The 21364-nt window shown below is 71.1% G+C and carries 17 protein-coding genes; 9 read left to right on the forward strand and 8 right to left on the reverse strand.

Annotated elements, in window-relative coordinates; all coding sequences use genetic code 11:
- Nucleotides 1-4: 4 nt before the first annotated feature.
- From ACEYYH_RS08330 to ACEYYH_RS08355, 6 genes are all read right to left on the reverse strand, one after another.
- Nucleotides 5-2377, reverse strand: coding sequence for a GNAT family N-acetyltransferase (locus tag ACEYYH_RS08330; RefSeq protein WP_374977734.1), 2373 nt, complete (start codon nt 2375-2377; stop codon nt 5-7).
- Nucleotides 2374-3687 carry a lysine N(6)-hydroxylase/L-ornithine N(5)-oxygenase family protein gene (locus ACEYYH_RS08335; RefSeq protein ID WP_374977735.1) on the reverse strand — a complete coding sequence of 438 codons (1314 nt, stop codon included), beginning with the start codon at nt 3685-3687 and terminating at the stop codon, nt 2374-2376. The genes ACEYYH_RS08330 and ACEYYH_RS08335 overlap by 4 nt, the downstream gene beginning before the upstream one ends.
- A complete protein-coding gene (locus tag ACEYYH_RS08340; RefSeq protein WP_374977736.1) occupies nt 3684-5156 on the reverse strand; it encodes a pyridoxal phosphate-dependent decarboxylase family protein in 1473 nt (490 codons plus the stop codon). The genes ACEYYH_RS08335 and ACEYYH_RS08340 overlap by 4 nt, the downstream gene beginning before the upstream one ends.
- Nucleotides 5157-5216: 60 nt before the next feature.
- Nucleotides 5217-7823 (reverse strand): PEP/pyruvate-binding domain-containing protein, encoded by a 2607-nt coding sequence (locus tag ACEYYH_RS08345; protein WP_374977737.1) that lies wholly within the window; start codon nt 7821-7823, stop codon nt 5217-5219.
- 93 nt (nt 7824-7916) lie between these two features.
- Nucleotides 7917-9245: a flavin monoamine oxidase family protein gene (locus ACEYYH_RS08350; RefSeq protein ID WP_374977738.1), complete on the reverse strand. Its 1329-nt coding sequence runs from the start codon at nt 9243-9245 to the stop codon at nt 7917-7919.
- An 87-nt stretch (nt 9246-9332) separates the two neighbouring features.
- On the reverse strand, nt 9333-9821 hold the full coding sequence (locus ACEYYH_RS08355; protein ID WP_374977739.1) for an adenosine-specific kinase: 489 nt from the start codon (nt 9819-9821) through the stop codon (nt 9333-9335).
- A 97-nt stretch (nt 9822-9918) separates the two neighbouring features.
- On the opposite strand from ACEYYH_RS08355, the gene ACEYYH_RS08360 reads away from it, so the two are divergent.
- The 3 genes from ACEYYH_RS08360 (at nt 9919) to ACEYYH_RS08370 (ending at nt 12682) form a co-directional block, all read left to right on the forward strand.
- The gene (locus ACEYYH_RS08360; RefSeq protein ID WP_374977740.1) at nt 9919-10392 is read left to right on the forward strand and encodes a hypothetical protein; all 474 of its coding nucleotides are present in this window, start codon (nt 9919-9921) and stop codon (nt 10390-10392) included.
- The gene (locus tag ACEYYH_RS08365; RefSeq protein ID WP_374977741.1) at nt 10379-11941 is read left to right on the forward strand and encodes a multicopper oxidase family protein; all 1563 of its coding nucleotides are present in this window, start codon (nt 10379-10381) and stop codon (nt 11939-11941) included. The genes ACEYYH_RS08360 and ACEYYH_RS08365 overlap by 14 nt, the downstream gene beginning before the upstream one ends.
- 66 nt (nt 11942-12007) lie before the next feature.
- A complete protein-coding gene (locus tag ACEYYH_RS08370; RefSeq protein WP_374977742.1) occupies nt 12008-12682 on the forward strand; it encodes a biotin/lipoate A/B protein ligase family protein in 675 nt (224 codons plus the stop codon).
- Between the two features lie 9 nt (nt 12683-12691).
- Here the strand turns inward: ACEYYH_RS08370 and ACEYYH_RS08375 are convergent, their stop codons facing one another.
- Complete coding sequence (locus ACEYYH_RS08375; RefSeq protein ID WP_374977743.1) at nt 12692-13618, reverse strand: Lrp/AsnC family transcriptional regulator; 927 nt, start codon at nt 13616-13618, stop codon at nt 12692-12694.
- Nucleotides 13619-13837: 219 nt separating this feature from the next.
- Here ACEYYH_RS08375 and ACEYYH_RS08380 point away from each other — a divergent pair, with 219 nt between their 5' ends.
- The 6 genes from ACEYYH_RS08380 (at nt 13838) to ACEYYH_RS08405 (ending at nt 20587) form a co-directional block, all read left to right on the forward strand.
- Nucleotides 13838-15160 carry an MFS transporter gene (locus ACEYYH_RS08380; RefSeq protein ID WP_116193743.1) on the forward strand — a complete coding sequence of 441 codons (1323 nt, stop codon included), beginning with the start codon at nt 13838-13840 and terminating at the stop codon, nt 15158-15160.
- A 7-nt stretch (nt 15161-15167) separates the two neighbouring features.
- Nucleotides 15168-16856, forward strand: a complete 1689-nt coding sequence (locus ACEYYH_RS08385) for an amidohydrolase (RefSeq protein WP_374977744.1) — start codon at nt 15168-15170, stop codon at nt 16854-16856.
- Nucleotides 16853-18517 (forward strand): thiamine pyrophosphate-binding protein, encoded by a 1665-nt coding sequence (locus ACEYYH_RS08390; RefSeq protein WP_374977745.1) that lies wholly within the window; start codon nt 16853-16855, stop codon nt 18515-18517. Before ACEYYH_RS08385 ends, ACEYYH_RS08390 begins: the two co-directional genes overlap by 4 nt.
- Nucleotides 18514-19479, forward strand: a complete 966-nt coding sequence (speB, locus tag ACEYYH_RS08395; RefSeq protein ID WP_374977746.1) for an agmatinase — start codon at nt 18514-18516, stop codon at nt 19477-19479. Before ACEYYH_RS08390 ends, speB begins: the two co-directional genes overlap by 4 nt.
- A gap of 89 nt (nt 19480-19568) precedes the next feature.
- Nucleotides 19569-20039, forward strand: coding sequence for a hypothetical protein (locus ACEYYH_RS08400; RefSeq protein ID WP_374977747.1), 471 nt, complete (start codon nt 19569-19571; stop codon nt 20037-20039).
- A gap of 137 nt (nt 20040-20176) precedes the next feature.
- Nucleotides 20177-20587 (forward strand): DUF2809 domain-containing protein, encoded by a 411-nt coding sequence (locus ACEYYH_RS08405; protein ID WP_374977748.1) that lies wholly within the window; start codon nt 20177-20179, stop codon nt 20585-20587.
- A gap of 30 nt (nt 20588-20617) precedes the next feature.
- Here the strand turns inward: ACEYYH_RS08405 and ACEYYH_RS08410 are convergent, their stop codons facing one another.
- The gene (locus tag ACEYYH_RS08410) at nt 20618-21340 is read right to left on the reverse strand and encodes an NADPH-dependent F420 reductase (RefSeq protein WP_374977749.1); all 723 of its coding nucleotides are present in this window, start codon (nt 21338-21340) and stop codon (nt 20618-20620) included.
- Nucleotides 21341-21364 lie beyond the last annotated feature (24 nt).

Below are 21364 nucleotides of genomic sequence, written 5' to 3' on the forward strand. Positions count from 1 at the left end.
GGCGTCAGACTCCCACAGGCTCCCGCACCGCGGCCGAGCCGACGCGCCAGCGGGCGACCGGGTTCGACAGCGCCCCCGCGTACATCAGCGACGCCGACTGGTTCGCGAGGTCCACCATCTGCAGCGTGTTGCGCAGCTGCAGGCGGTTCAGGCACGAGTGCGCGAACGCGTCGGCCCGCAGATCCACGCGGGACTCGAGAGACGGATGCTGCGCCTCGTGCTCGTCGATGATCTCGGCGGCGATCCGCCAGAACTCGCTCTCGGGCAGCGTGCCGTCGGTGTGCAGGATGCCCGCGAGGTGGCGCAGCACGCCGTCGAACACGTCGGTGAAGATCGCGAGGGCCTTCTCCTCGTCGTCGACCGGCGACACGATGCGGCGCACGTCATCCGGCACCGCGCGGTCGGCGAGCAGCGCGACCTCCTCGCCGATGTCCTTCATGAAGACGCCGGTGGGCACGTGCCCGTCGAGGATGAGGATGAGGTTCTCGCCGTGCGGCATGAACGCGAGGTCGTGCGCGCGCAGGCAGTGCACGAGGGGGCGCAGGTAGACCCGCAGGTAGGCGCGCACCCATGTCGTCGCGTCGATCCCCGACGCCCGCACCAGCGCCGTCGCGTACGAGCGCCCGTTCGCGTCGCGATGCAGCAGCGACGCCATGGTCGCGAGCCGCTCGCCCGGCGCGATCAGCGGCATCGGGCTCTCGCGCCAGAGCGCGGCGAGCATCTTGCGGTGGGCCGACGGCGTCGGAGTGCGGTGGTACGCGTCGCCGGTGTACCCGATCGACGCGCGTTCGCGCAGCACGCGGAACCCCGCGCCGCGGAGCGTGGCGTCACCGGCGACGAGCTCGGCGACCCAGTCGTTGATGGCGGGCGTCACGCGCATATACGCGGGGGAGAGTCCGCGCAGGAACCCCATGTTCTGCACCGCCAGCGCCGTCTTCACGTAGTGGCGCTCGGGGTGCGTCGCGTTGAACATCGTGCGCACCGACTGCTGCGCGCGGTAGTCGTCGTCGCTCTCGCCGATCAGCACCAGGTCGCGGCGAGCGACGTCGGGGGCGAAGGTGATCGCGATGCGGTTCTCCCATTGCCACGGGTGCACCGGAAGCAGGTGGAAGTCGGCGGGGTCCTCGCCGAGCTCGGTCAGCCGCTCCGCGAAACGCGCGCGCTCAGTGGAGGAGAGCTCGCCGGAGAGGAGGGATGCCTCGTCAAGCCCCGCGCCGAGCGCCAGATGCGATGTCGATCGGCGCGCGGCGAGCCACACCATGTGGAACGGCCGACCGGCTTCCGGCGAGTACGCGGCGTGCGCTGAGACGCCGAAGCCGATCCGCCCGTTGTTCGCGACGAACCCCGGGTGTCCCTCGGTCATGGCGGACTCGATGGTCGGGAGATCGGCGGTGAGCAGCTCGTCGGCCGACGGCCCGCCCTGGGCGATCTTGAACGCCGCACTGGCCAGGGTGGAGGCGATCTCCTCGAGGTAGATCGGCAGCAGCTGATCGGAGAGGCCCAGCACCGGCTGCAGTTCGAGGATGAACTCCTGTGCGTCGAGCTCGGCAGGTTCGCCGCCGATGAGCCTGATCAGGCTCGCCTCGTCGAGCACCCAGTGCTCGAGCTCGGTGCGGACCGCCTCGAACCGGTACTGCACGTCGGCGCCGGATACGACGATGCGCCAGCCGTCGACGGTCGGTTCGGGAGCGAGCAGTCGCTCATGGCTGAACTCGGCGATCGCCTTGGCGACGAGGTGGCGCTGGGCGCGGGCGAAGTGCGTGGGGGAGAGGTGGGCGGCGGGGGCGGTCATGCGGGGATCCCTGTTCGTGCGGGTGCGGGTGCGGGTGCGGGCGCCGAGCTCGGAGCGGGCGTAGTCGTCGCGCGTGCAGACGGAGAGCACCGCGGTCTTGGTGTGGTCGCCGTCGTCGATGTCGACGCAGCGCAGCTCGGTGAAGCCGGCGCGGAGGTTCTTGCGCCGGATGCGGTCGTTGCGGGCGTCGGGTTCGACGACGACGCGCTGCGCGCCGAGCTCGTCGAAGCACCACCTCATGACGGCGGCGAAGACGGCGTCGGTGAGGCCGTGGCGCGGTTCGCCGTCGGGCGGGGCGATGAGCACGTGCATGCCGAGATCGCCCGGAAGCGGATCGTGGATGCCGCGCAGCAGCACCTCTGCCGGGTCGTACGTCTCGGCGAAGAACGTCGGCACGCCGTCGACCAGGCCGAGCCAGGCCTGCTGACGCGGGTCGGCCGCGACGCCGGCGAGGTAGGCGCGCACGGCGTCGACGTCGAGATCGCCCATGCCCCAGAACGCGGCGTGCGGATCGGCCAACCACTGCCGGAGCACGGGGGCGTCGCCTCGCGGGTCTGCCTGAACGATGGAGATCGCCGGCGTCATCGGGCGGCACCGACCGTCGCCGGCACGTCGGCCGGTACGCCGAAGTCCTGGAAGGCGATGCGACGCTCGATCGGATAGACCTCGCCGCCGGTGATCGAGGCGAGGATCGACGAGTTGCGCCACGCGCCGAAGCCGAGGTCGGGGGCGGTGAGCCCGTGCGTGTGCTCCTCGCCGTTCTGCACGAACACGCGGCCCCGGCCGCCGTCGACGCTGTAGTCGCGCGCCACGGCGAGGCGGCCGAGCACATCGTGGTCGAGGCGGTCGGCGATCGGTGACAGGAACGGCGGCGTCTGGGCCGCGTACCCGGTCGCGAGCACGAGCGACGCGGTCTCGCGCACGTGCTCCTGGTCGAGCTGGGCGTGGCGGAGCTGCAGCCGGTACCGAGCGCCATCCCATTCGGCGGACACCACCTCGGTGTCGGTCAGCAGCGTCGTCGGCACGGGACCGTCGGCGCTCAGCCGGTAGAGCGTGTCGTAGATGTCGTCGATGAGATCGGCCGAGATGCCCTTGTACAGACTCCGCTGCTCGCGGCCGAGGTGCTGTCGGATGCCGATCGGGAGTGCGTGGAAGTGGTCGGTGTACTCGGGCGACGTCATCTCGAGCGTGAGCTTCGTGTACTCCATCGGGAAGAATCGCGGCGACCGTGTCACCCAGTCGAGCCGGTAACCGCCGTCCCGCGCGCCCTCGAGCAGATCGCGGTAGATCTCCGCCGCGGACTGGCCGCTGCCGACCACCGTGATCGACCCGGATGCCTGCAGCACGGCGCGCTGGTCCACGTACTCCGAGCTGTGGATCACCGGGCCGTCGAGCCCGCGGAGGGCCGGCGGGATGACCGGCTGCGTCCCGACGCCGAGCACGACGTGCCGCGCGCGCAGTTCGCGCTCCTCGCCGGTGTCGGTGCGCATCGCACGCACGACGTAGGCGTCGTCCGCGGGATCGTGTTCGACGGCGATCACCTCGTGGTTCCACCGGAGGTTCGGAAGCTGCCCGGCCGCCCACCGGCAGTACGCGTCGTACTCGGTGCGCAGCGCGTAGAAGCTCTCGCGGATGTAGAAGGGGTAGAGCCTTCCGGTCTGCTTCAGCCAGTTCACGAACGAGAACGGCGACGTCGGATCGGCCATCGTGACGAGGTCGGCGAGGAACGGCACCTGGATCGTCGCGCCCTCGATCATCATGCCGTGGTGCCAGCGGAAGCCGTCCGCGCGGTCGAGGAACACCGCGTCGAGCCCGGTGGGTTCGGCCAGGCACGCCATCCCGAGGTTGAACGGGCCGATCCCGACGCCGACGATGTCGTGCACGTGCGCGCTCATGCGGACGCCTCCGCACCCGCGAGAGCCTCGTCGAACTCGGGCGCGATGCCGGCGAGGGTGGTGGCGGCATCCTTCACCATCGCGAGGATCTGACGGATGTCGTCGATCGTGGTCTCGGGATTGAGCAGCGTGAGCTTGAGACAGGGGCGCCCATCGATGACGGTCTTCGCGACGAGCGCCCGTCCCGACTCGAACAGCACCCTTCGCACGCCGGCCACGAGCGCGTCCCGCGCGGTGTCGTCGACGCCCTCGGGGCGCACGCGGAACAGCACGGTGCTGAGCTGCGTCCGGCCGACCAGGTCGAGCTCGGGATCCGCCGCGATCTCATCGCCGACTGCCACCGCGAGGTCGATGACGGTGTCGAACATCTCGCCGATCCGGTCGGCGCCGAGGGCTCGCAGCGTGACCCACAGCTTCAGAGCATCGAAGCGGCGCGTGGTCTGCAGCGAGACGTCGACCTGGTTCGGCTCGTCGTTCTCGAGCGGGTTCAGGTAGTCCGCGTGCCAGGCGCCGGCCGCCAGGTCGCGTGGCTCGCGCACCAGGATCGCGCTCGACGACACCGGCTGGAAGAAGCTCTTGTGGAAGTCGACGGTCACCGACCGGGCGCGCTCCACGCCCGCCAGCAGGTGCCGGCGGCGCGGCGACACGAGCAGCCCGCAGCCGTACGCCGCGTCCACGTGCAGCCAGACGCCGAACTCGTCGCAGACGTCCGCGATCGCGGCGACGGGGTCGATCACGCCGCGGTCGGTGGTGCCGGCGGTCGCCACGACAGCCATCGGAAGGCGACCGGATGCTGCGACCTCGCGCATCGCGAGCCTCAGGGCCGCGGCATCCATCCGTCCTTCTCCGTCGTCGGGCACCTCGACCACGGCGTCGTCGGAGAGCCCCAGCAGGAGTGCGGACTTGCCGACGCTGAAGTGACTCGACGCCGTCGCGAAGATCGCGAGCCGGGCGATCGCGCGCGACCGAGGCAGGGGGGTGGCCGCCAGCGCGGCCTCGCGGGCGAGCAGCAGGGCGTGGAGGTTGGACTGCGTGCCGCCGGAGGTGAAGACGCCGCCGCCGCGGGTGAAGCCGACGAGGTCGGCGACCCATGCGATGAGCCGCCGCTCGATGAGCGTGCCGACGGCGGACTGGTCGTAGGTGTCGACCGAGGTGTTGACGGCCGCGAGGACGGTCTCGGCAGCGACCGCGGGCAGGGCGACCGGGCAGTTGAGGTGGGCGGCGTAGGCCGGGTGATGGAACCACACCGCGTGCTCGAGGAACAGCTCGTCGATCTCGCGGACGGCCTCCGAGGATCCCACGCCGTCGCCGTCGAGAGGAACGTCGTCGACCAGCCGCTGCAGTTCGGAGCGGGAGGCGCCCGAGAACGGTTGCGTCGTGCTCTCGAACCGGTCGGCGACCTGCGCCGAGGTCTGCGCGATGAGGGTGCGGTAGGCGTCGGAGGTGGAACGCGTGAGCAGGTCGAGCACGGGGAAGAACTCCTTCAGTTAGGGTTGCCTCACCTAACTAAGTCGATCTCGAGGTGCGTGTCAATGTGCGGGTGTCACAGTCACCACGCCCGAAGCGCCGTCGACGGTCACGTCGACGCCCGTCGTGATCGCCTCGGTCGCGCGAGGCACACCGACGACTGCGGGGATGCCGTACTCCCGCGCGACGACGGCGCCGTGGCTGTTGGCGCCGCCCATCTCCATGACCAGACCGCCTGCCGTGAGGAACAGCGGCGTCCAGCCGGGATCAGTCGAAGGAGCTACGAGGATCTCCCCGGGCTCCAGGCGCGCCCCGACCGGGTCGAGGATCACGCGCGCGGGCGCGGTGACGGTGCCGGCCGATGCCGGGGTGCCCCGCAGTGCCCCCGGCTGATCCGCGGCGGCGGCGGTGCCGACGGCCTCGGGCTCCGTCCCGTCGGACAGCAGCATGCGCGGGACGTGGCGGCGCCGGAGCTCGGCGTCATATCGGTCCCGGTGCACGCGCACCGTCGCGCGCATGTCGGTTCCGGCCGCGGCCTGCGCGACCTCGTCGAAGTCGAGGAAGAACACATCCTCGGGATCCGCGATCCGTCCCGCCGCGGCGAGTTCGAGGCCGATGCCGGCCAGCTCCGTGCGGGCCGGGCGCATCGCGGTGATCATCAGGAACTTCGGCATCTCGCGCATGCCGACGAGCGCCCGGGCACGCCGCAGGCAGAACCCGACGGCGGTGGCGCGAAGGGGGCCTCGACGGCGCGCACGACCGATGAGGGTCTCGACCATCGCCTCGGCGTCGCGCGCGCCGTCGGCGAAGTGCTGCGCGGGGGTCGCAGCATCCGTGTCGAGGCGAAGGTATCCCGACAGCACGCCGAACAGGTGGGTGGGGTCGTCGGCCCACCGCGGCATGCCGAGGTCGATCTCGGCGACGGCACGGTGGCCGTAGCGCGCGAGGAAGTTCGCCATCGCGCGCTGCAGCACGGCGGGCAGGCCGCCCGCGCGGTAGGCGTCGGCGAGGTCTTCGGGCGCGCGGGTGCGCAGCGCCGCCGCCGATTCCGCGTCGCGTCGCGCTCGCACGGCGACGTCCCACAGTTCGAGATCCATCTGGGTCGTGACGTTGTCGGGCGCGCTGCGGAGGACGGTCTGCAGGTCGCCCGGCTCGGTCGATCCGCGCAGCAGGCGACCGGCGAGTCCGAGCATCCCGAATCCGACGAGCGCGCCGGGCAGGCTCCGCGGCGCGAGCGGCATCGCCCGGAAGAGCAGATCGACCACCGCGTCGACCCGCGTCGGGATGTCGCCGCCGGACGGGATCTCCCGCGCACGAACCTCGCGGGCGAGCCGCTCCACCCGCCGCTGCGCCGCCGCCGGACTGACGAGCGCCTGCCCGATCAGGAGCGGGAGACGGATGCGGACCGCCAGATGGAGCAAGCCGCGCGCGAAGCGCCGTCGTGACCGGGGCAGCACGGAGAACCGCCGGTCGGCGAAGAGCCCACGCACCACGACGGCGGACCGCGCCTCCATCACGTCGAGCGCCCGCGGCATGATCTCGCGGCCTACGGCAGATCGCAGGACGGGTGTCGCATCGACGAAGATGCGGTCGCCGCCGATCGCGAACGCTCCGGGTCCGTCGGCGATCCGGGCGGGACGGCGACCGATGAGGTCGAGGAACCCTGAGCCGACCACCCGGAAGGCGGCGATGCCCATCGGCGTGATCGGTCGGTGCAGTCCTTGGGCGAGGCTGACGCAGAAGTAGACGCGGGTATGCGCAGCGGGCAGGGGCGCGTCTCGCACGGGCACCGGGAACAGCGTGGTGATCGGCCGTGACTGGGTGAGCCAGGCGTGCCCGTCGGCGTCGAACGCCCACTCGATGTCCTGCGGACTCCCGAACGCGTGCTCGACCCGGTCGCCGAGTGCGGCCAGTGTGCGCACCTGGGCATCGGTCACGCTCGCTGCCCGGCCGCCGTCGCCGCCGGCGCGGCGTTCGAGGATCCGCCCGGTCGCCGTGTCGACGACGAAGTGGTCCGGGTCGACCGAGCCAGACACCACCGACTCGCCGAGGCCGCGCGCCGCATCGAGCACCGCCTGCCGACGGCGGCCGGTCACCGGATCGGCGGTGAACAGCACGCCGGCGGACGCGGCATCCACCATCCGCTGCACGACGACCGCCAGCGCGACGCCCGCGCCGTCGATGCCCTGCGCGGTGCGGTAGGCGACGGCCCGATCCGTCCAGAGCGACGCCCAGCAGCGGTGGACGGCATCCAGCACCTCGTCGATGCCGGCCACGTTGAGATAAGTGTCCTGCTGGCCCGCGAAACTCGCCCCCGGCAGGTCCTCCGCCGTCGCCGAAGACCGCACGGCCACGGGACCCTCCCGCGGCTCCAGGCGGTCGTACGCCTCCCGCACCGCCTGGGCCACCTCGTAGGGGAACGGCGCCTCCAGCACGGCCTCGCGGGCGGCTGCGGCATCCGTGATCGTCCCCGACTCCACGGCCGATCCGCGAACCGCGCGCCGGTACGCCTCGGTCGTGACGCAGAAGCCGGGCGGCACGTCGAAGCCGGCACGGATCAGTTCGCCGAGGTTCGCCGCCTTGCCGCCGACGGCTGCGAGGTCACCGGCCGACAGCGCCGCGAGATCGACCACGACATCGCCCTGCGGTGATGGGCTGGACGCGGGCATCTCATCGTCCTCCCAGGTCAGGGCGGTCCACGTTCGTGGGCTCAGGTGCAGAATCGCACTCCCGACACCCCGCCACAAGATCGACGGGATCCGTCAGTCGGTCCAGGCTCCTTCGATGGGGATGCTGCGTCCCAGCACGTTCTCGGCCGCGCGGTGGCCGGAGAACATCGCCGCGGGCACGGTCGCCGGGTCGTCGGTCCACGTCGCCTCGCCGGCGAGGTGCAGCACCCCGCCGATCGGCGTCGCGAGGTCGTCATGATCGGCCGTCGTCGATCCGACCGTCATGTAGGCGTACGAGCCGTGCGACCACGGGTCGTCCTGCCAGTCCGTGACATGGACGTGCGTGGGCGTCTCGACGCGGTCGCCGTACAGGCGCCGCAGCTGCACGAGGATCGACTCGACGATCTCGTCCTCGGTCCAGTCCCACGTCTCGACAGCCGCGGGTCCGGCCGCGAACGTGAGCAGCGTCGGTGTGCCGTGGAGCGCGGTGAGGTCGTACCAGGAGTGCCACCAGCGGCTCTCGGGCCCCTGCTGACGGATCGCGTACACGTCGTCGTCCCAGAATTTCGACGGGAACCGCAGGAACACCTTCTCGAAACGGTTCATCGTCAGCCTGCTGAGCGCCCCGGCGACCGGTTCGGGGAGCGGCGGTTCGATGACGAACTCGTCCGACTGGAGCACGCCGACCGGCACCGTGACGATCGCAGCGTCGGCGGCGAACAGACCCCGGTCGGTCGTCACGAGGACTCCCTCGGGCGACCACTGCACGTCCGTCACGACATGGATGAGACGGATGTCGAGCCCCTCGGCGAGCCGCCGAGGCAGGCGGTCGTACCCCTCGGGGAACACCACCTCGTCGCCGTCGATGGAGTCGTCGTCGAGGCCGTGCGCGGCGAGGTCCTCGATCCAGGCGCCGTACTGCTCCTCGGAGCGGTGCTCGAGGTACTCGCGTACGCGCTGCGTGCGCTCCGCGTCCCAGCCCTGCGCCGCGAGCGCGGCCTCGGTCACGTCGCGATACGACGCGTCGCGTGCGGAAGCCGCGACCACCTCCCGCAGCGTGGCGTCGACGGTGTGGATGTCGTCGATGTACGCCTGGGCGGCAGCATCCGTCAATCGAATCCCGTCGGGGCCGTAGTACGCGATCGGGCGGCTGTCGGGCTGATAGCCGCCGACGGTGAACTCGACCATGGGCATGCCGAACGCCGCGGCTGCCGCGGCGACGGGGGAGTCGGTGATGCCGTGGATCCACGACGCACCCATGTCGGTCACGGTCCCTGGGAAGTGCCGGTCGGTGGAGACGCGGCCGCCGACCCGGTCGCGGGCTTCGAGCACCACGACGCGACGGCCTTCCTTGGCCAGCAGGCGGGCGGCGGTCAGGCCCGCGACCCCCGCGCCCACCACGATCGTGTCGAAATGATCCATCTGCGATCCTCCCCGGCCGGCGCACCACCGCGCCCCTTCGACGGTAGTGGCATGCGGGCGGTCGCCGATCCGCCGGCGAGGCCGCCGTCAGAGCTTGTAGCCGATGACGCGCAGCAGGTCGCGGCGGTCGGCGACGTCCTGTTCGGTCTCGACGCCGACCGGCGGCTCGCCGTCGATGACTCCCGCGACGCCGCGGCCGGCCTCGGTCACGGCGATGAGGAGCTGCACCGGGTTCGCGGTCGCGCAGTAGATGGAGCAGACCTCGGGCACGGCCTTCACCTGGTTGAGCACGTTCACCGGGAAGCCGTCGCGGAGCATGATCACGAACGCGTGCCCCGCGCCGATCGCCAGCGCCGCATCAACGGCGAGCGCGACGAGATCATCGTCGTTGCCCGTGCGACGCACGAGTCGGGCACCGGATGCCTCGCAGAACGCGACGCCGAACCGCAGCGTTCCGCCGACCCCCGCGAGCGCTTCGTGCAGATCCTCGACGGTCTTGATGAAGTGCGACTGGCCCACGATGACGTTCACGTCGTCCGGCTTGTCCAGCGGGACGACCTCGATGTCGACGGTCATGGGAACCTCCTCCGACGTCGTCAGCCTAGGCGGGATGTATCACGCAGCGGTAGGGACGCTCCTTTGTCGACGGACACCCGTCAACAAGGGAGCAGCTATGCGCATCACGTATCGGATCATCGCGTTCGTCATCTGCGGGCTCGTCGCGCTGCAGGCGGCATCGCACGCATGGGCCTCAGCCGGCCTCGGCGTCTACCTCGCGGAAGGGGGAGTCGTCGACGGCACCGCCGTCGAGGGCCCGCCGCCGTTCCCGGAGGTCACGGGCTTCATCATCCACGGCATGAACGGCATGTTCGTGATCCCAGCCCTGGCCCTCATCCTGCTGATCATCTCGTTCTTCGCCAAGGTGCCGCACGGCGTCGTGTACGCGGTCGTCGTGTTCGGGCTCGTCGTCCTGCAGGTCACGCTCGGCCTGCTCGGGCACGGGGTCGCGTTCCTCGGATTCCTGCACGGGATGAACGCGCTGCTGCTCTTCACGGCAGCACTGCTCGCGGGGCTCAACGCCAAGCGTCGGGCCGTCGAGCCGGCCGGTGCCGTCTCGGTGCCCAGCACGACCGGTGCCACGGCCTGAGAAGACGATCGCGCCGAGCCGATGGGCGCGTCTCGCCCGTCGGCTCGGCGCGATCGTGGGCGTGCTCGCTCTCCTCCTCGTCGCGTGGGCGTGGTGGACCAGCGTCCTTCCCGGGTCGTATTCGGTGATGTCGATGGGAAGGCCCGATTTCGGCGGAGGCGCCGAGGTCGGCCATCATGCGGACGCCGCCGCGCACACCGCGCACGCGGCGGGTGCGGCATCCCTCGCGGAAGACGTGCCCGACCCGGCTGAGCCGCCCGAAGCCGACGTCACGACTCTGACCGCCGACCCCGACCGGCCCGCCGACGTGCGGGTCGAGCTCGTCGCGCGCGCTGAGAGGATCACCCCGGCCGGAGGTCAGCCGTTCGACGGGTTCACGCTCAACGGACAGACTCCGGGCCCGACGATCCGCGCGACAGCAGGGCAGCTGATCGAGGTCGAGCTGCGCAACGAGGACGTCCCCGAAGGGATCACGGCGCACTGGCACGGCGTCGATGTGCCGGGCGCGATGGACGGCGTCGCCGGCGTCACGCAGGATGCCGTGGGACCCGGCGAGACCTTCACCTATCGCTTCGTCGCCGAGCAGGTCGGCACGTTCTGGTACCACTCGCACCAGGTGTCTCATTCCCAGGTCATCGGCGGCCTGTTCGGGGCGCTCGTGCTCGAACCCGAACAAGGGGCGGATGCTGCGGCCGACGCGGTCGCGATGATCCACACGTATCCCGGCGGGCAGCGCACGCTCAACGGCGAGGTCGGGGAGGTGCACCAGACGGCGAACCCCGGCGACATCATGCGCGTCCGGTTGGTCAACACCGACAACTCGCCGACGGTCGCGTGGGTGGCGGGGTCCGACTTCCGCGTGCTCGCCATCGACGGCACAGAGCTGAATGCGCCGACGCCGGTCGAGGGGCGCAAGGTGGGCATCACCGCCGGCGGACGCGCCGATCTCGAGGTGCGCGTGCCCGGGACCGGTGCGGTGCGCGTGCAGGTCCCCGGGGCGTCGTTGGTGATCACGTCGGACACCGTCGACGCGCCGACCGCACCGGCGCCGCGGGAGGCGGTGGATCTGCTGTCGTACGGCTCGCCCGTGCCCGCGGGCTTCGACGCCGAGCAACCTGACCGGGTCTTCGACTACGACATCGGCCGTCTTCCCGGCTTTCTCGACGGACTGCCCGGGTATTGGTGGACCATCAACGGCGGGATCGTCCCGAGCGTGCCGATGTACATGGTCGAAGAGGGAGACGTCGTGGTCATGCGCATCTCGAACGGGAGCGGCGAAGTGCACCCGATGCACCTGCACGGCCATCACCTGCTGGTGCTCTCTCGCGACGGCGTGCCGTCGACAGGAAGCCCCTGGTGGGTGGACTCGCTCAACATCGAGCACGGCGAGTCGTTCGAGGTGGCCTTCGTGGCCGACAACCCGGGCATCTGGATGGACCACTGCCACAACCTCGCGCACGCCTCCGAGGGACTCATGACCCACCTCGCCTACGCGGGCGTGACGACGCCGTTCCGTCTGGGGCGGGACACCGGCAATGACCCCGAGTGAGAGTGGGCGGGTATACACCTGCGTGAGGCGCAGCCGATTCTGCGCACCTGTGAGAGTGTGAGGCTCATGAGTCCGCTCGTGATCCGCCAGGAGGAGCGAGCGGATGCTGCGACCGACCTCGATCGGTCCGTCGAGCTCCTTCGTGCCGTCGCCGACGGCACGATCGCGCAACCGCGGGTCGTGCGGATCTACAGCCCGGTCCCGACCGTCGCGATGAGCCGGCGCGAGAGCCGCATGCCCGGGTTCGAGACCGCTCGGCAGGCGTCGCTCGTCCGCGACTTCACCCCGGCCGTTCGTCCCACGGGTGGGCGCGCGGTGGCGTACGACGAGTCCTGCATCGTGTTCGACGTGATCACGCGCGAGGCCGAGGGCTCGGTCGCTCAAACGAGGTTCTTCCGCGAGATCGGCGACGCGCTCGTCGTGGCGATGCGCGGACTCGGCGTCGACGCCCGAGTCGGTGACGTCCCGGGGGAGTACTGTCCCGGCGAGTTCAGCATCAACGCGCGCGGCGCCATCAAGCTGATCGGAACCTCGCAGCGCGCCGTGCGGGGTGCGCGTCTGCTGAGCGGGATGCTGCCGCTCGATGGCGTCGAGCGGTTCACCGATGTGCTCCTCGCGGTGAACGCGGCGCTCGAGCTCGACTGGGACCCGGCGACCTTCGGGACCCTGGCCACAGAGGTGCCGCGCATGCCGCGGGCGATGGTCGAGCGCGCTCTGATCGCCGCGCTCGCCGGAGAATGACCCGTCCACTCACCCGGCGATCGATCCCAGCGGCTGCGGGATGCCGCCGCCCGCCGGCCGGAGCGTTCGGGCGTAGTCCTCCTTGAGCACCGCGAGGTGGAACCACGCCTCGACCCCGGAGATGCCGGGGATCGCGCGGATCCGCTCGAGGCTCGCGTACAGCGCGCCGGCCGACGGCTCGACGAGCGTCGTGACGACGTCGAAGCGGCCGAGGGTGCGCGCGGCGAAGTCGACGCCGCGCCACGTGCGGAGGGCTTCCGTCACGCGGTCGTCGGTGCCGGCGAGGTTGAGGCCGACGCCCATCGACAGCTGGCGGTGCACCAGCCCGCGTGCTTCGACGGCGCTGATCTTGATGACCCCGCCGTCGACGAGCCGCTGCACCCGGGTCGTCACTGCGGAGGGGGAGAGGCGCACCGCCTCGCCCAGCGCGCGGTAGCTCTTGCGGCCGTCGCGCTGCAGCTGCTCGATGAGCGCGGTGTCGATGGCGTCGATGGTGACGTCGCCGCGGTACTCCGAGACGAAGAACCCCTTGACGACGTCGGTGTAGATGAGGGTGTTGATGTCGGCGACGCCGGGCAGCGCCCGGATCTGCGCGAGCAGGTCGTGCAGCGCGGGCATGGATCCCAGTCGCACTTCGGTGACGAGGTCGTACGCGCCGCCGACCGCCGAGACCAGCACCGTCTCGCTCAGCCCACGCAGGTGCTGCGCCACGGGCTCGACACCGCCCTGCGTGCGGATCGACACGTGAGCGAGCACGTGCTGCCCGAGGAACACCGGGTCTACCGCGGCGACCACCCGCACGGTGCCGTCGGCGAGCATCGCGTTGAGCCGCGCGGAGACGGCGGCGCGGGACTGGCCGAGACGACCCGCCAGCGTGTGGATGCTCGCGCGGCCGTCGACCTGCAGCTCACGGATGAGTTCGGCGTCGAAATCCATCGCGATCCTCGAATTCGTCGATTTCCCTGAGAACGCACGGCCTCGTGCGCAGAATCCGAGTCTAGATCCACCTCCACAGGACGCAACGCGTGATTCTGCGCGAACACTCCTACAGAACCCCAGTCGATCGAGCCCAGCGCTGGAGTTCTGCCCTTGCCAGCAGCATCCGTTCCTCCTTAGCCTTCATCGCATCCCCGATACATCCGCAAAGGAGCGGTCATGACTTCCACTACCAGCAGGGCGCGGCGCGCCGGCATCGCCGCCTTCGTGGGCACCACCATCGAGTGGTACGACTTCTACGTCTACGCGACCGCCGCCGCCCTCGTGTTCGGACCGCTCTTCTTCCCGAGCGGCGACCCGCTCGCCCAGACCGCCGCCGCGTTCGCGACGTTCGCCGTGGCCTTCCTGGTGCGCCCGCTCGGCGGCATCATCTTCGGCCACATCGGCGACAAGCTCGGCCGGCGCGTGTCCCTCGTCATCACGCTGCTGCTGATGGGCGTCGCGACCGTCCTCGTCGGGTGCCTGCCGACCTACGAGACGATCGGCATCGTGGCGCCGATCCTGCTGATCCTGCTGCGCGCGCTGCAGGGCCTCGCGGTCGGCGGCGAGTGGGGCGGTGCGGTGCTCATGAGCGTCGAGCACGCCCCGGTCGGAAAGAAGACGTTCTACGGCGGCTTCACGCAGCTGGGCAACCCCGCCGGCGCGCTGCTGGCCTCGGGCATCTTCGCGATCATGTCGCGCTTCGGCGAGGACTTCATCATGAACGGCGGATGGCGCATCCCGTTCCTGCTGTCGATCGTGCTGGTGGGTGTCGGCTTCTGGGTGAGGTACCGCGTCGAGGAGTCGCCGGTCTTCGAGCAGAAGGTCGAGGGTCGCAAGCAGACCATGCCCCTCGCGTTCGCGCTGCGCGTCAACTGGAAGCCGATCCTCCTCGGCATCGGCCTGCTGCCCATCTCGACCGGGGGCTACTACCTCGCGACGACGTTCGCGACGGCGTACGCGACCGGCGAGCCGATCAGCATGAGCCCGCAGCTCATCCTCGACGCCATGACGATCGCCTCGTTCATCGAGTTCGTCGTGACGCTGCCGGTGGCGTGGCTCGGCGACAAGTGGGGCCGCAAGAACATCATGTACATCGGCCTCGTGACCTCGGTGCTCACGTTCGTGCCGTTCATGCTGGTGCTGCCTGGCAAGGTCGAGCCCGTCATCTTCCTGCTGGCGTCGCTCGTGCGCATCGCGATGAGCGCCACCTACGCGCCCATCGCCGCGATCCTCGCGCAGATGTTCCGCCCGCAGGCGCGCTACACGTCGATCGCCCTGTCGTACGGCGTGGGAGCGGCGATCTGGGCCGGCTTCTCGCCCTGGTTCGCGACCATGCTCATCGCGTGGACGGGCAGCGTCTGGTCGGTCATCTTCATGTTCATCGGAATGGCGCTCCTCGCCGGCCTCTGCACCTGGCTCGCGCCGCAGCACTCCGACGAGGCGCCGGTGACGGACTCCTTCACGCCGCGCACCGACACGACCGCCGCCCGCACGATCTGAGGACGCCATGAGAAAGCTCGCCTCCTTCGACCGCCCCGCGCAGCAGACGTCGCGCCTGGTGATCGCCGGTGCCATCCACACCGTCGACGCGCAGGGCAGCACCGCCACCGCGATGTTGACCGACCGCGGCCGGATCGTCGCGATCGGCACGGCAGAGGAGTGCCGGGATGCCGCGGCCGCCCTCCGCCTGGACCCCGAGGTCGTCGACCTCGGCGACGCAGTGGTCGTTCCCGGCTTCGTCGACGCGCACGCCCACCCGCTCATGTACGGCCAACTGATGACGTGGGTGGACTGCGGTCCGGAGAAGGCCGGCAGCATTCCCGAGATCGTGGCGCTGCTGAAGGCCGCGGCCGCCGATCTCCCCGCGGGTCGTCCCGTGCGGGGATACGGCTACGAGCACCGCAACCTCGCCGAGCAGCGGCATCCATCTCGGTTCGAGCTCGACGAGGTCGCCGCCGACCGCGAGGTGTATCTCATGAACGCGTCGGGGCACGGCGGGGTCGTGAACTCGTACACGCTCGCGCTGAACGGCGTCGACCGCGACACCCCCGACCCCGAGGGCGGCGAGATCTTCCGGGACGCGGACGGCGAGCTGACCGGCGAGATCTCGGATGCCGCGTGCAACATGCTCACCGGCGTGCACGGCGTGAAGATCGGTCACCACGGGCCGAACTTCCACCTCGCCGACGAGCCCGAGGAGCACCTTCGGCAGCTGGATGCCGCGACCCAGCGCTTCCTCGCCGGGGGTGTGACGACGATCGGCGACGCGCAGGTGTCGCGCCGCGAGTTCGACATGTACCTGCGGCTCGCCGAGGCCGGGCGCCTGGAGCTGCGGGTCTCGATGTACCTGCTGTCGCACCTGCTCGACGACGCGCTCGAGATGGGGCTCGTCGGCCAGTTCGGCAACGCGCACCTGAGCTTCGCCGGCATCAAGCTGTACGCCGACGGCACGCTCGGCGGCTGGACGGCGTACTTCCCCGACGGGTACGTCGGCGACCCGTGCCGCACCGGCCAGCTCTACCACGAGCCCGCCGAGTACACCGCGCTCATCCGCAAGGCGCACGCCGCCGGGCTCCAGACCGCGACGCACGCGCAGTCGCCGACGGCCATCGAGATGGTCGTGTCGGCGATCGAGGCGGCGCTCGCCGAGCGCCCCGACGACGACGCGCGCCACCGCATCGAGCACTGCGGGCTGCCGACACCGGAGCAGATCCGGCGCATGGCGGCAGCCGGCATCCGTCCCGTCAACCAGCCCCAGCACTACTTCAACTGGGGCGAGGGCGTCGAGCAGGCGATCGGCACACCGGGGGAGCGGTTCAACCCGCTCGGCGAGTTCGAGGCGGCGGGGGTGCCGTTCACGATCTCGTCCGACGCGCCGGTGGCAGAGCCGATCCCGCTCGAGGCGATCCAGACCGCGGTCACGCGCGTGACGAGGCGCGGGCACAAGCTCGGTCCTGACAACCTGCGGGTATCGGCGGGTGCCGCGCTCCGCGCTCACACGTACGAAGGCGCCGTGTCGCTCGGCCGCGAAGACGACCTGGGGTCGCTCGAAGCCGGCAAGTACGCTGACTTCGCGGTGCTCGGGGCCGACCCGCTGAGCGTCGAAGCGGACGAGATCTCGCAGATCCCGGTGCTCGAGACGTGGGTCGCGGGCGAGCGCCGGTACGCGATGGCCCGTGTCGAGGCGCTGACGTGATCGCCGACGCCCCCGCGCGGTACGCCGACACCGCCGGCCGTGCGGTGCTCGAGACCGTGCGCAACTACGGGGTGACCGCCGTGTTCGGCATCCCTGGCACGCACAACCTCGAGCTCTACCGGCCGCTCGCCGACCTCGGCCTGCGCGCCGTGACGAACCGGCACGAGCAGGGCTCCGGCTACGGCGCCGACGGCTGGGCGCAGCAGACCGGGCTTCCCGGCGTCGTGATCACGACGTCGGGACCTGGCCTGCAGAACGCGATGAGCGCGATCGGCACAGCGTTCTGCGAGTCGCGGCCGCTGCTGGTGATCTCGCCCGGTGTGGCGCTCGGGGCCGAGTTCCGCGACGTCGGCACGCTCCACGAGACGAAGGACGCCACCGCGATGGTCGGCGCGATCGCCGAGTGGTCGCGCCGCGTGACGAACGCGACCGAAGCCGTCGACGCCGTGCACGACGCCTTCGCGCTGTTCCGCACCGGGCGTCCGCGTCCGGTGCACATCGAGATCCCGCTCGACGTGCTCGAGAGCCCGGCCGCCGTGCCCGCGGCCGCGCGCGCGGCGCGGCCGCTTCCGGCTCCGGTTCGCGGTGACGCGGGCGCGGTGCGCGAAGCTGTTGCGTTGCTGACGGATGCTGCGCGCCCGGTCATCGTCGCCGGCGGCGGCGCCACGCGCGCCGGCCGGGCGATCACGGCGCTCGCCGAGCGGCTCGGTGCGCCGGTCGTCACGACCCTCAACGGCAAGGCCACCGTCGACGAGCACCACCCGCTGTCGCTGGGCTCGAACCTCCGCCTCGAGGCCGCGCGCCGCGTCGCCGAGGATGCCGACGTGCTGCTCGTGCTCGGCTCCAAGCTCGGGGAGGCCGAGCTGTGGGCGCCCCGGCTCGAGGCGCGCGGCGCGGTGATCCGCGTCGACATCTCGGCGGCGCAGCTGCACAAGAACCTCGATGCGACGGTGGGCATCGTGGGGGACTGCACCGCGGTCGTCGAAGACCTCCTCGCGGCGCTCGCTGGCGAACCGCGGCCACCCCGAGACGTCGCGGGCGAACGAGAGGCGATCGCCGCCGAGACGGCGTCCGTTCTTCCCGAGACCGTCGCGCTCGCCGAGACCATCGCCGCAGCCCTCCCGCACGACGCCATCGTGGCCGGCGACTCGTCGCAGATCGTCTACATGGCGCTCGCGAACGTGCTGCGCCGGTCACGCCCGCACTCTCTCCTCTACACACCGACCTATGCGACGCTCGGGTACGGGCTTCCCGCCGCAATCGGAGCGCGCGTCGCCCAGCCCACCGAGGGTGGTCGCCCCGTCGTGGCCGTCGTCGGAGACGGCGCGCTGATGTTCTGCGTCAACGAGCTGGCGACCGCGGTCGAGCAGCGCCTCGACCTCACGGTCGTCTGCGTCGACAACGGCGGCTACGCCGAGATCAAGCAGAACGAGGTCGATCGCGGCATCCGCCCGGTCGGCGTCGACCTCGTGCAGCCCGACTGGGTCGCCCTCGCGAACGCGTTCGGCGCGACCGGCCTGCGCGCGTCGAGCCCGGACGACATCGAGTCCGCGCTCGCCGGGGCGATCACCGCCGGCGGCGTGCAGCTCGTCCACATTCCGCAGAGCGCCGGCGCACAGCATCCGTTCCCCGAAACTTTCCCCCCGAGAGGTGAGTCATGACCGACAACCGCGCGCCCGTCGGCCCCGTCGACGCGTCCGTCTACCCGCGCTATGCCGGCATCGCGACCTTCGCGCGGCTGCCGCGCATCGAGGAGGTGCCGCGCGCCGACCTGGCGATCGTCGGCATCCCGTTCGACACCGGCGTCAGCTACCGGCCGGGCGCCCGCTTCGGCCCCTCGCACGTGCGCGAGTCGTCGCGTCTGCTGCGCCCGTACAACCCCGCTCAGGACGTCTCGCCGTTCGCCGTCGCGCAGGTCGTCGACGCCGGCGACATCCCCGCGAACCCGTTCGACATCGGCGAGGCCGTCGCCGACATCGAGACCGCGGCGACCGCGCTGGGCGAGCGCGTCGACCGGATCGTCACGGTCGGCGGCGACCATACGATCGCGCTGCCGCTGCTGCGCGCCGTGAACAAGAAGCACGGGCCGGTCGCGGTGCTGCACTTCGACGCGCACCTCGACACGTGGGACACGTACTTCGGCGCCCCGATCACGCACGGGACGCCGTTCCGGCGCGCGAGCGAGGAAGGCCTCATCGACCTCACCGCGAGCTGCCACGTCGGCACCCGTGGTCCGCTGTACTCCAAGCAGGACCTCGACGACGACGAGCGCCTCGGCTTCTCGATCGTGTCGAGCGTCGACATCGAGGAGCGCGGCATCGAGGCCGCGATCGAGCGCGTCCGCCATCGCGTCGGCGACAAGCCGCTGTACATCTCGATCGACATCGACGTGCTCGACCCCGCGCACGCCCCCGGCACCGGAACCCCCGAGGCCGGCGGCATGACGAGCCGGGAACTGCTCCGGATGCTGCGTGCTCTGAGCGACCTGAACGTGGTCGGCGCGGACGTGGTCGAGGTGTCGCCCGCGTACGATCACGCCCAGCTCACCGGCATCGCGGCGAGCCACGTCGTGTACGAGCTCGTGACCCTCATGGCCGCGCAGATCGAGGCTGCCCGGGGCTGATTCCTAGCGCGCCCGCTGCCCGGTGACAAGCCCCTGCACAGAGCGTTCTGCCCGCCGCAGGCTGGGAGGACCCCAGAAGGAGGACGGTCATGAGCGACCACACAGACGGCAGGGACACCCCGGAGCAGAACGCAGGCGCCGAGGAGCCGATCGCGGCCACGCGCCGCGAGCAGCGCGAGCGCGGGGCGGCGAGCCCCAGCGCCGCCACGCAGGCCGACGCCCGGCAGAACGTCCCGCAGGAACACCATGAATCCACCCCGCACGAGCCCGTGGAGCACAGCGCGACCACCGACCACGACGTGATCCGCCAGTGGGCGGAGGACCGCCACGCGACACCCGCGACCGTCGAAGGCACCGAGCACGACGGCAACGTCGGCGAGCTCCGCCTGGACTTCGACTTCGGCAACAACCTGGAAGACCTCAAGGAGGTCTCGTGGGACGACTGGTTCCGCGCGTTCGACGACCGCGGATTGGAGTTCGTGTTCCAGGAGGGCACGCGCCCCGACGGGTCGGCGTCCAACGACTTCACCCTCGAGCCGGCGGGCCACACGCACACCTGACGTCGGCGCCCCATTGCCGGGCTGCGCCCGCGGGTGCGTGAGACTGAACGCATGGGTTTCACGCGCGCCGAACTGGAGACGTACCGCGGGTGCAGCATCCCGGATCTCCTGCCCGCGCGTGCGGCGGGCGTGCTCTCGTGACCGGCGAGATCGCGTCGGCGCCGCCGCGCGTACGTCGCGTCGTCGCCGCGCTGTTGCTCGTGGCGACGATCGCTGCCGGGCTGCTCGTGCACGGACTGCTGCCGGATACGCCTGCGACCGACATCGCCGGCGATGCGCTCTATGCCGTAGCGGCGTACCTGGCGGTGGTGCTCGTCGCCCCGCGTCTTCCGCCGCCCGCCGCCGGTGCGATCGCGGCGTCCTGGTGCGTCGCGGTGGAGCTGTTCCAGCTCACCGGCTTGCCGCTGTCGTGGGGTGCGCAGTTGTCGCCGGTGATGCTGCTGCTGGGCACGGTCTTCGACGCCCGCGACCTCCTGGTGTACGTGGCAGCGATCGCTCTCGCGACCGCCGTCGATGCGTTGCTCCGTATATCGTCGCGACCGCGCTGAGGCGTTTCGACTCGCTCGTTCCTCGCTCGCTCAACGAGCGGGAGACCCGCCGGAAGAGCGCGCACGCGCGACCATGATCCCGCGCTGCGATGTCGGGAACCGCTCCAGCATCGCGCGCAGCTCGGTGGCGTCGACGTCGGCGCCGAAGGCCTCAGCGCCGGGCTCGAGCATGATCCCGGCAGACAACGGTCCCGCGAACACCGGGTCGAAGCCCAGATCGTCGACCAGCCGCATCACGACCTCGACGTCCGGCGCCGAATCCCCGGCCACCGCGATCGCCTTGCGCCCCGAAGACCCGGCCGGCCGGGCCTCCTCGTCGAGGTCGCGGTAGCCCATGTGGTTGAAGGCCTTCACCACCCGAGCCTCAGGCAGGAACCGCTGCACCGTCTCGCTCGTCGATGTCCGCAGATCGCCGAAGTCGGCGCGCAGGCCGTCGACCTCCCACCAGTAGTTCATCGCGTCGATCACGAGCTTGCCCCGCAGCGCCTCGACCGGCAGCGTGTGGTGCTGGGGGAGCGGCAGCGCGAGCACGATCGCGTCGGCGTCACGTGCGACGACGGATGCCACGACCGCGATCGCCCCCGGAGCCACGGCCTCGATCGTGCCGGCGAAGCGTGCCGGGTCACCCGACCCGGCGATGAGCACGGGGTATCCGGCGGCGCGTGCCAGGCGCGCCAGCACCTGGCCCACGCGCCCGGGTCCGATGATCCCGAGAACCCGGATCGGCCGCTCGAGATCGCCCTGTCTGCCCACCGCCCCAGGCTAACCAGGGGCGGC

The sequence above is a fragment of the Microbacterium trichothecenolyticum genome (assembly GCF_041938625.1).
Taxonomy (GTDB): Bacteria; Actinomycetota; Actinomycetes; order Actinomycetales; family Microbacteriaceae; genus Microbacterium; species Microbacterium trichothecenolyticum_D.

Excerpts from the sequence above, each read along its gene's own strand:
- ACEYYH_RS08330 (WP_374977734.1), bottom strand. The coding sequence starts at position 2,377 with ATGACGCCGGCGATCTCCATCGTTCAGGCAGACCCGCGAGGCGACGCC.
- ACEYYH_RS08335 (WP_374977735.1), bottom strand. The coding sequence starts at position 3,687 with ATGAGCGCGCACGTGCACGACATCGTCGGCGTCGGGATCGGCCCGTTC.
- ACEYYH_RS08345 (WP_374977737.1), bottom strand. The coding sequence starts at position 7,823 with ATGCCCGCGTCCAGCCCATCACCGCAGGGCGATGTCGTGGTCGATCTC.
- ACEYYH_RS08350 (WP_374977738.1), bottom strand. The coding sequence starts at position 9,245 with ATGGATCATTTCGACACGATCGTGGTGGGCGCGGGGGTCGCGGGCCTG.
- ACEYYH_RS08355 (WP_374977739.1), bottom strand. The coding sequence starts at position 9,821 with ATGACCGTCGACATCGAGGTCGTCCCGCTGGACAAGCCGGACGACGTG.
- ACEYYH_RS08360 (WP_374977740.1), top strand. The coding sequence starts at position 9,919 with ATGCGCATCACGTATCGGATCATCGCGTTCGTCATCTGCGGGCTCGTC.
- ACEYYH_RS08370 (WP_374977742.1), top strand. The coding sequence starts at position 12,008 with ATGAGTCCGCTCGTGATCCGCCAGGAGGAGCGAGCGGATGCTGCGACC.
- ACEYYH_RS08375 (WP_374977743.1), bottom strand. The coding sequence starts at position 13,618 with ATGGATTTCGACGCCGAACTCATCCGTGAGCTGCAGGTCGACGGCCGC.
- ACEYYH_RS08380 (WP_116193743.1), top strand. The coding sequence starts at position 13,838 with ATGACTTCCACTACCAGCAGGGCGCGGCGCGCCGGCATCGCCGCCTTC.
- ACEYYH_RS08385 (WP_374977744.1), top strand. The coding sequence starts at position 15,168 with ATGAGAAAGCTCGCCTCCTTCGACCGCCCCGCGCAGCAGACGTCGCGC.
- speB (WP_374977746.1), top strand. The coding sequence starts at position 18,514 with ATGACCGACAACCGCGCGCCCGTCGGCCCCGTCGACGCGTCCGTCTAC.
- ACEYYH_RS08400 (WP_374977747.1), top strand. The coding sequence starts at position 19,569 with ATGAGCGACCACACAGACGGCAGGGACACCCCGGAGCAGAACGCAGGC.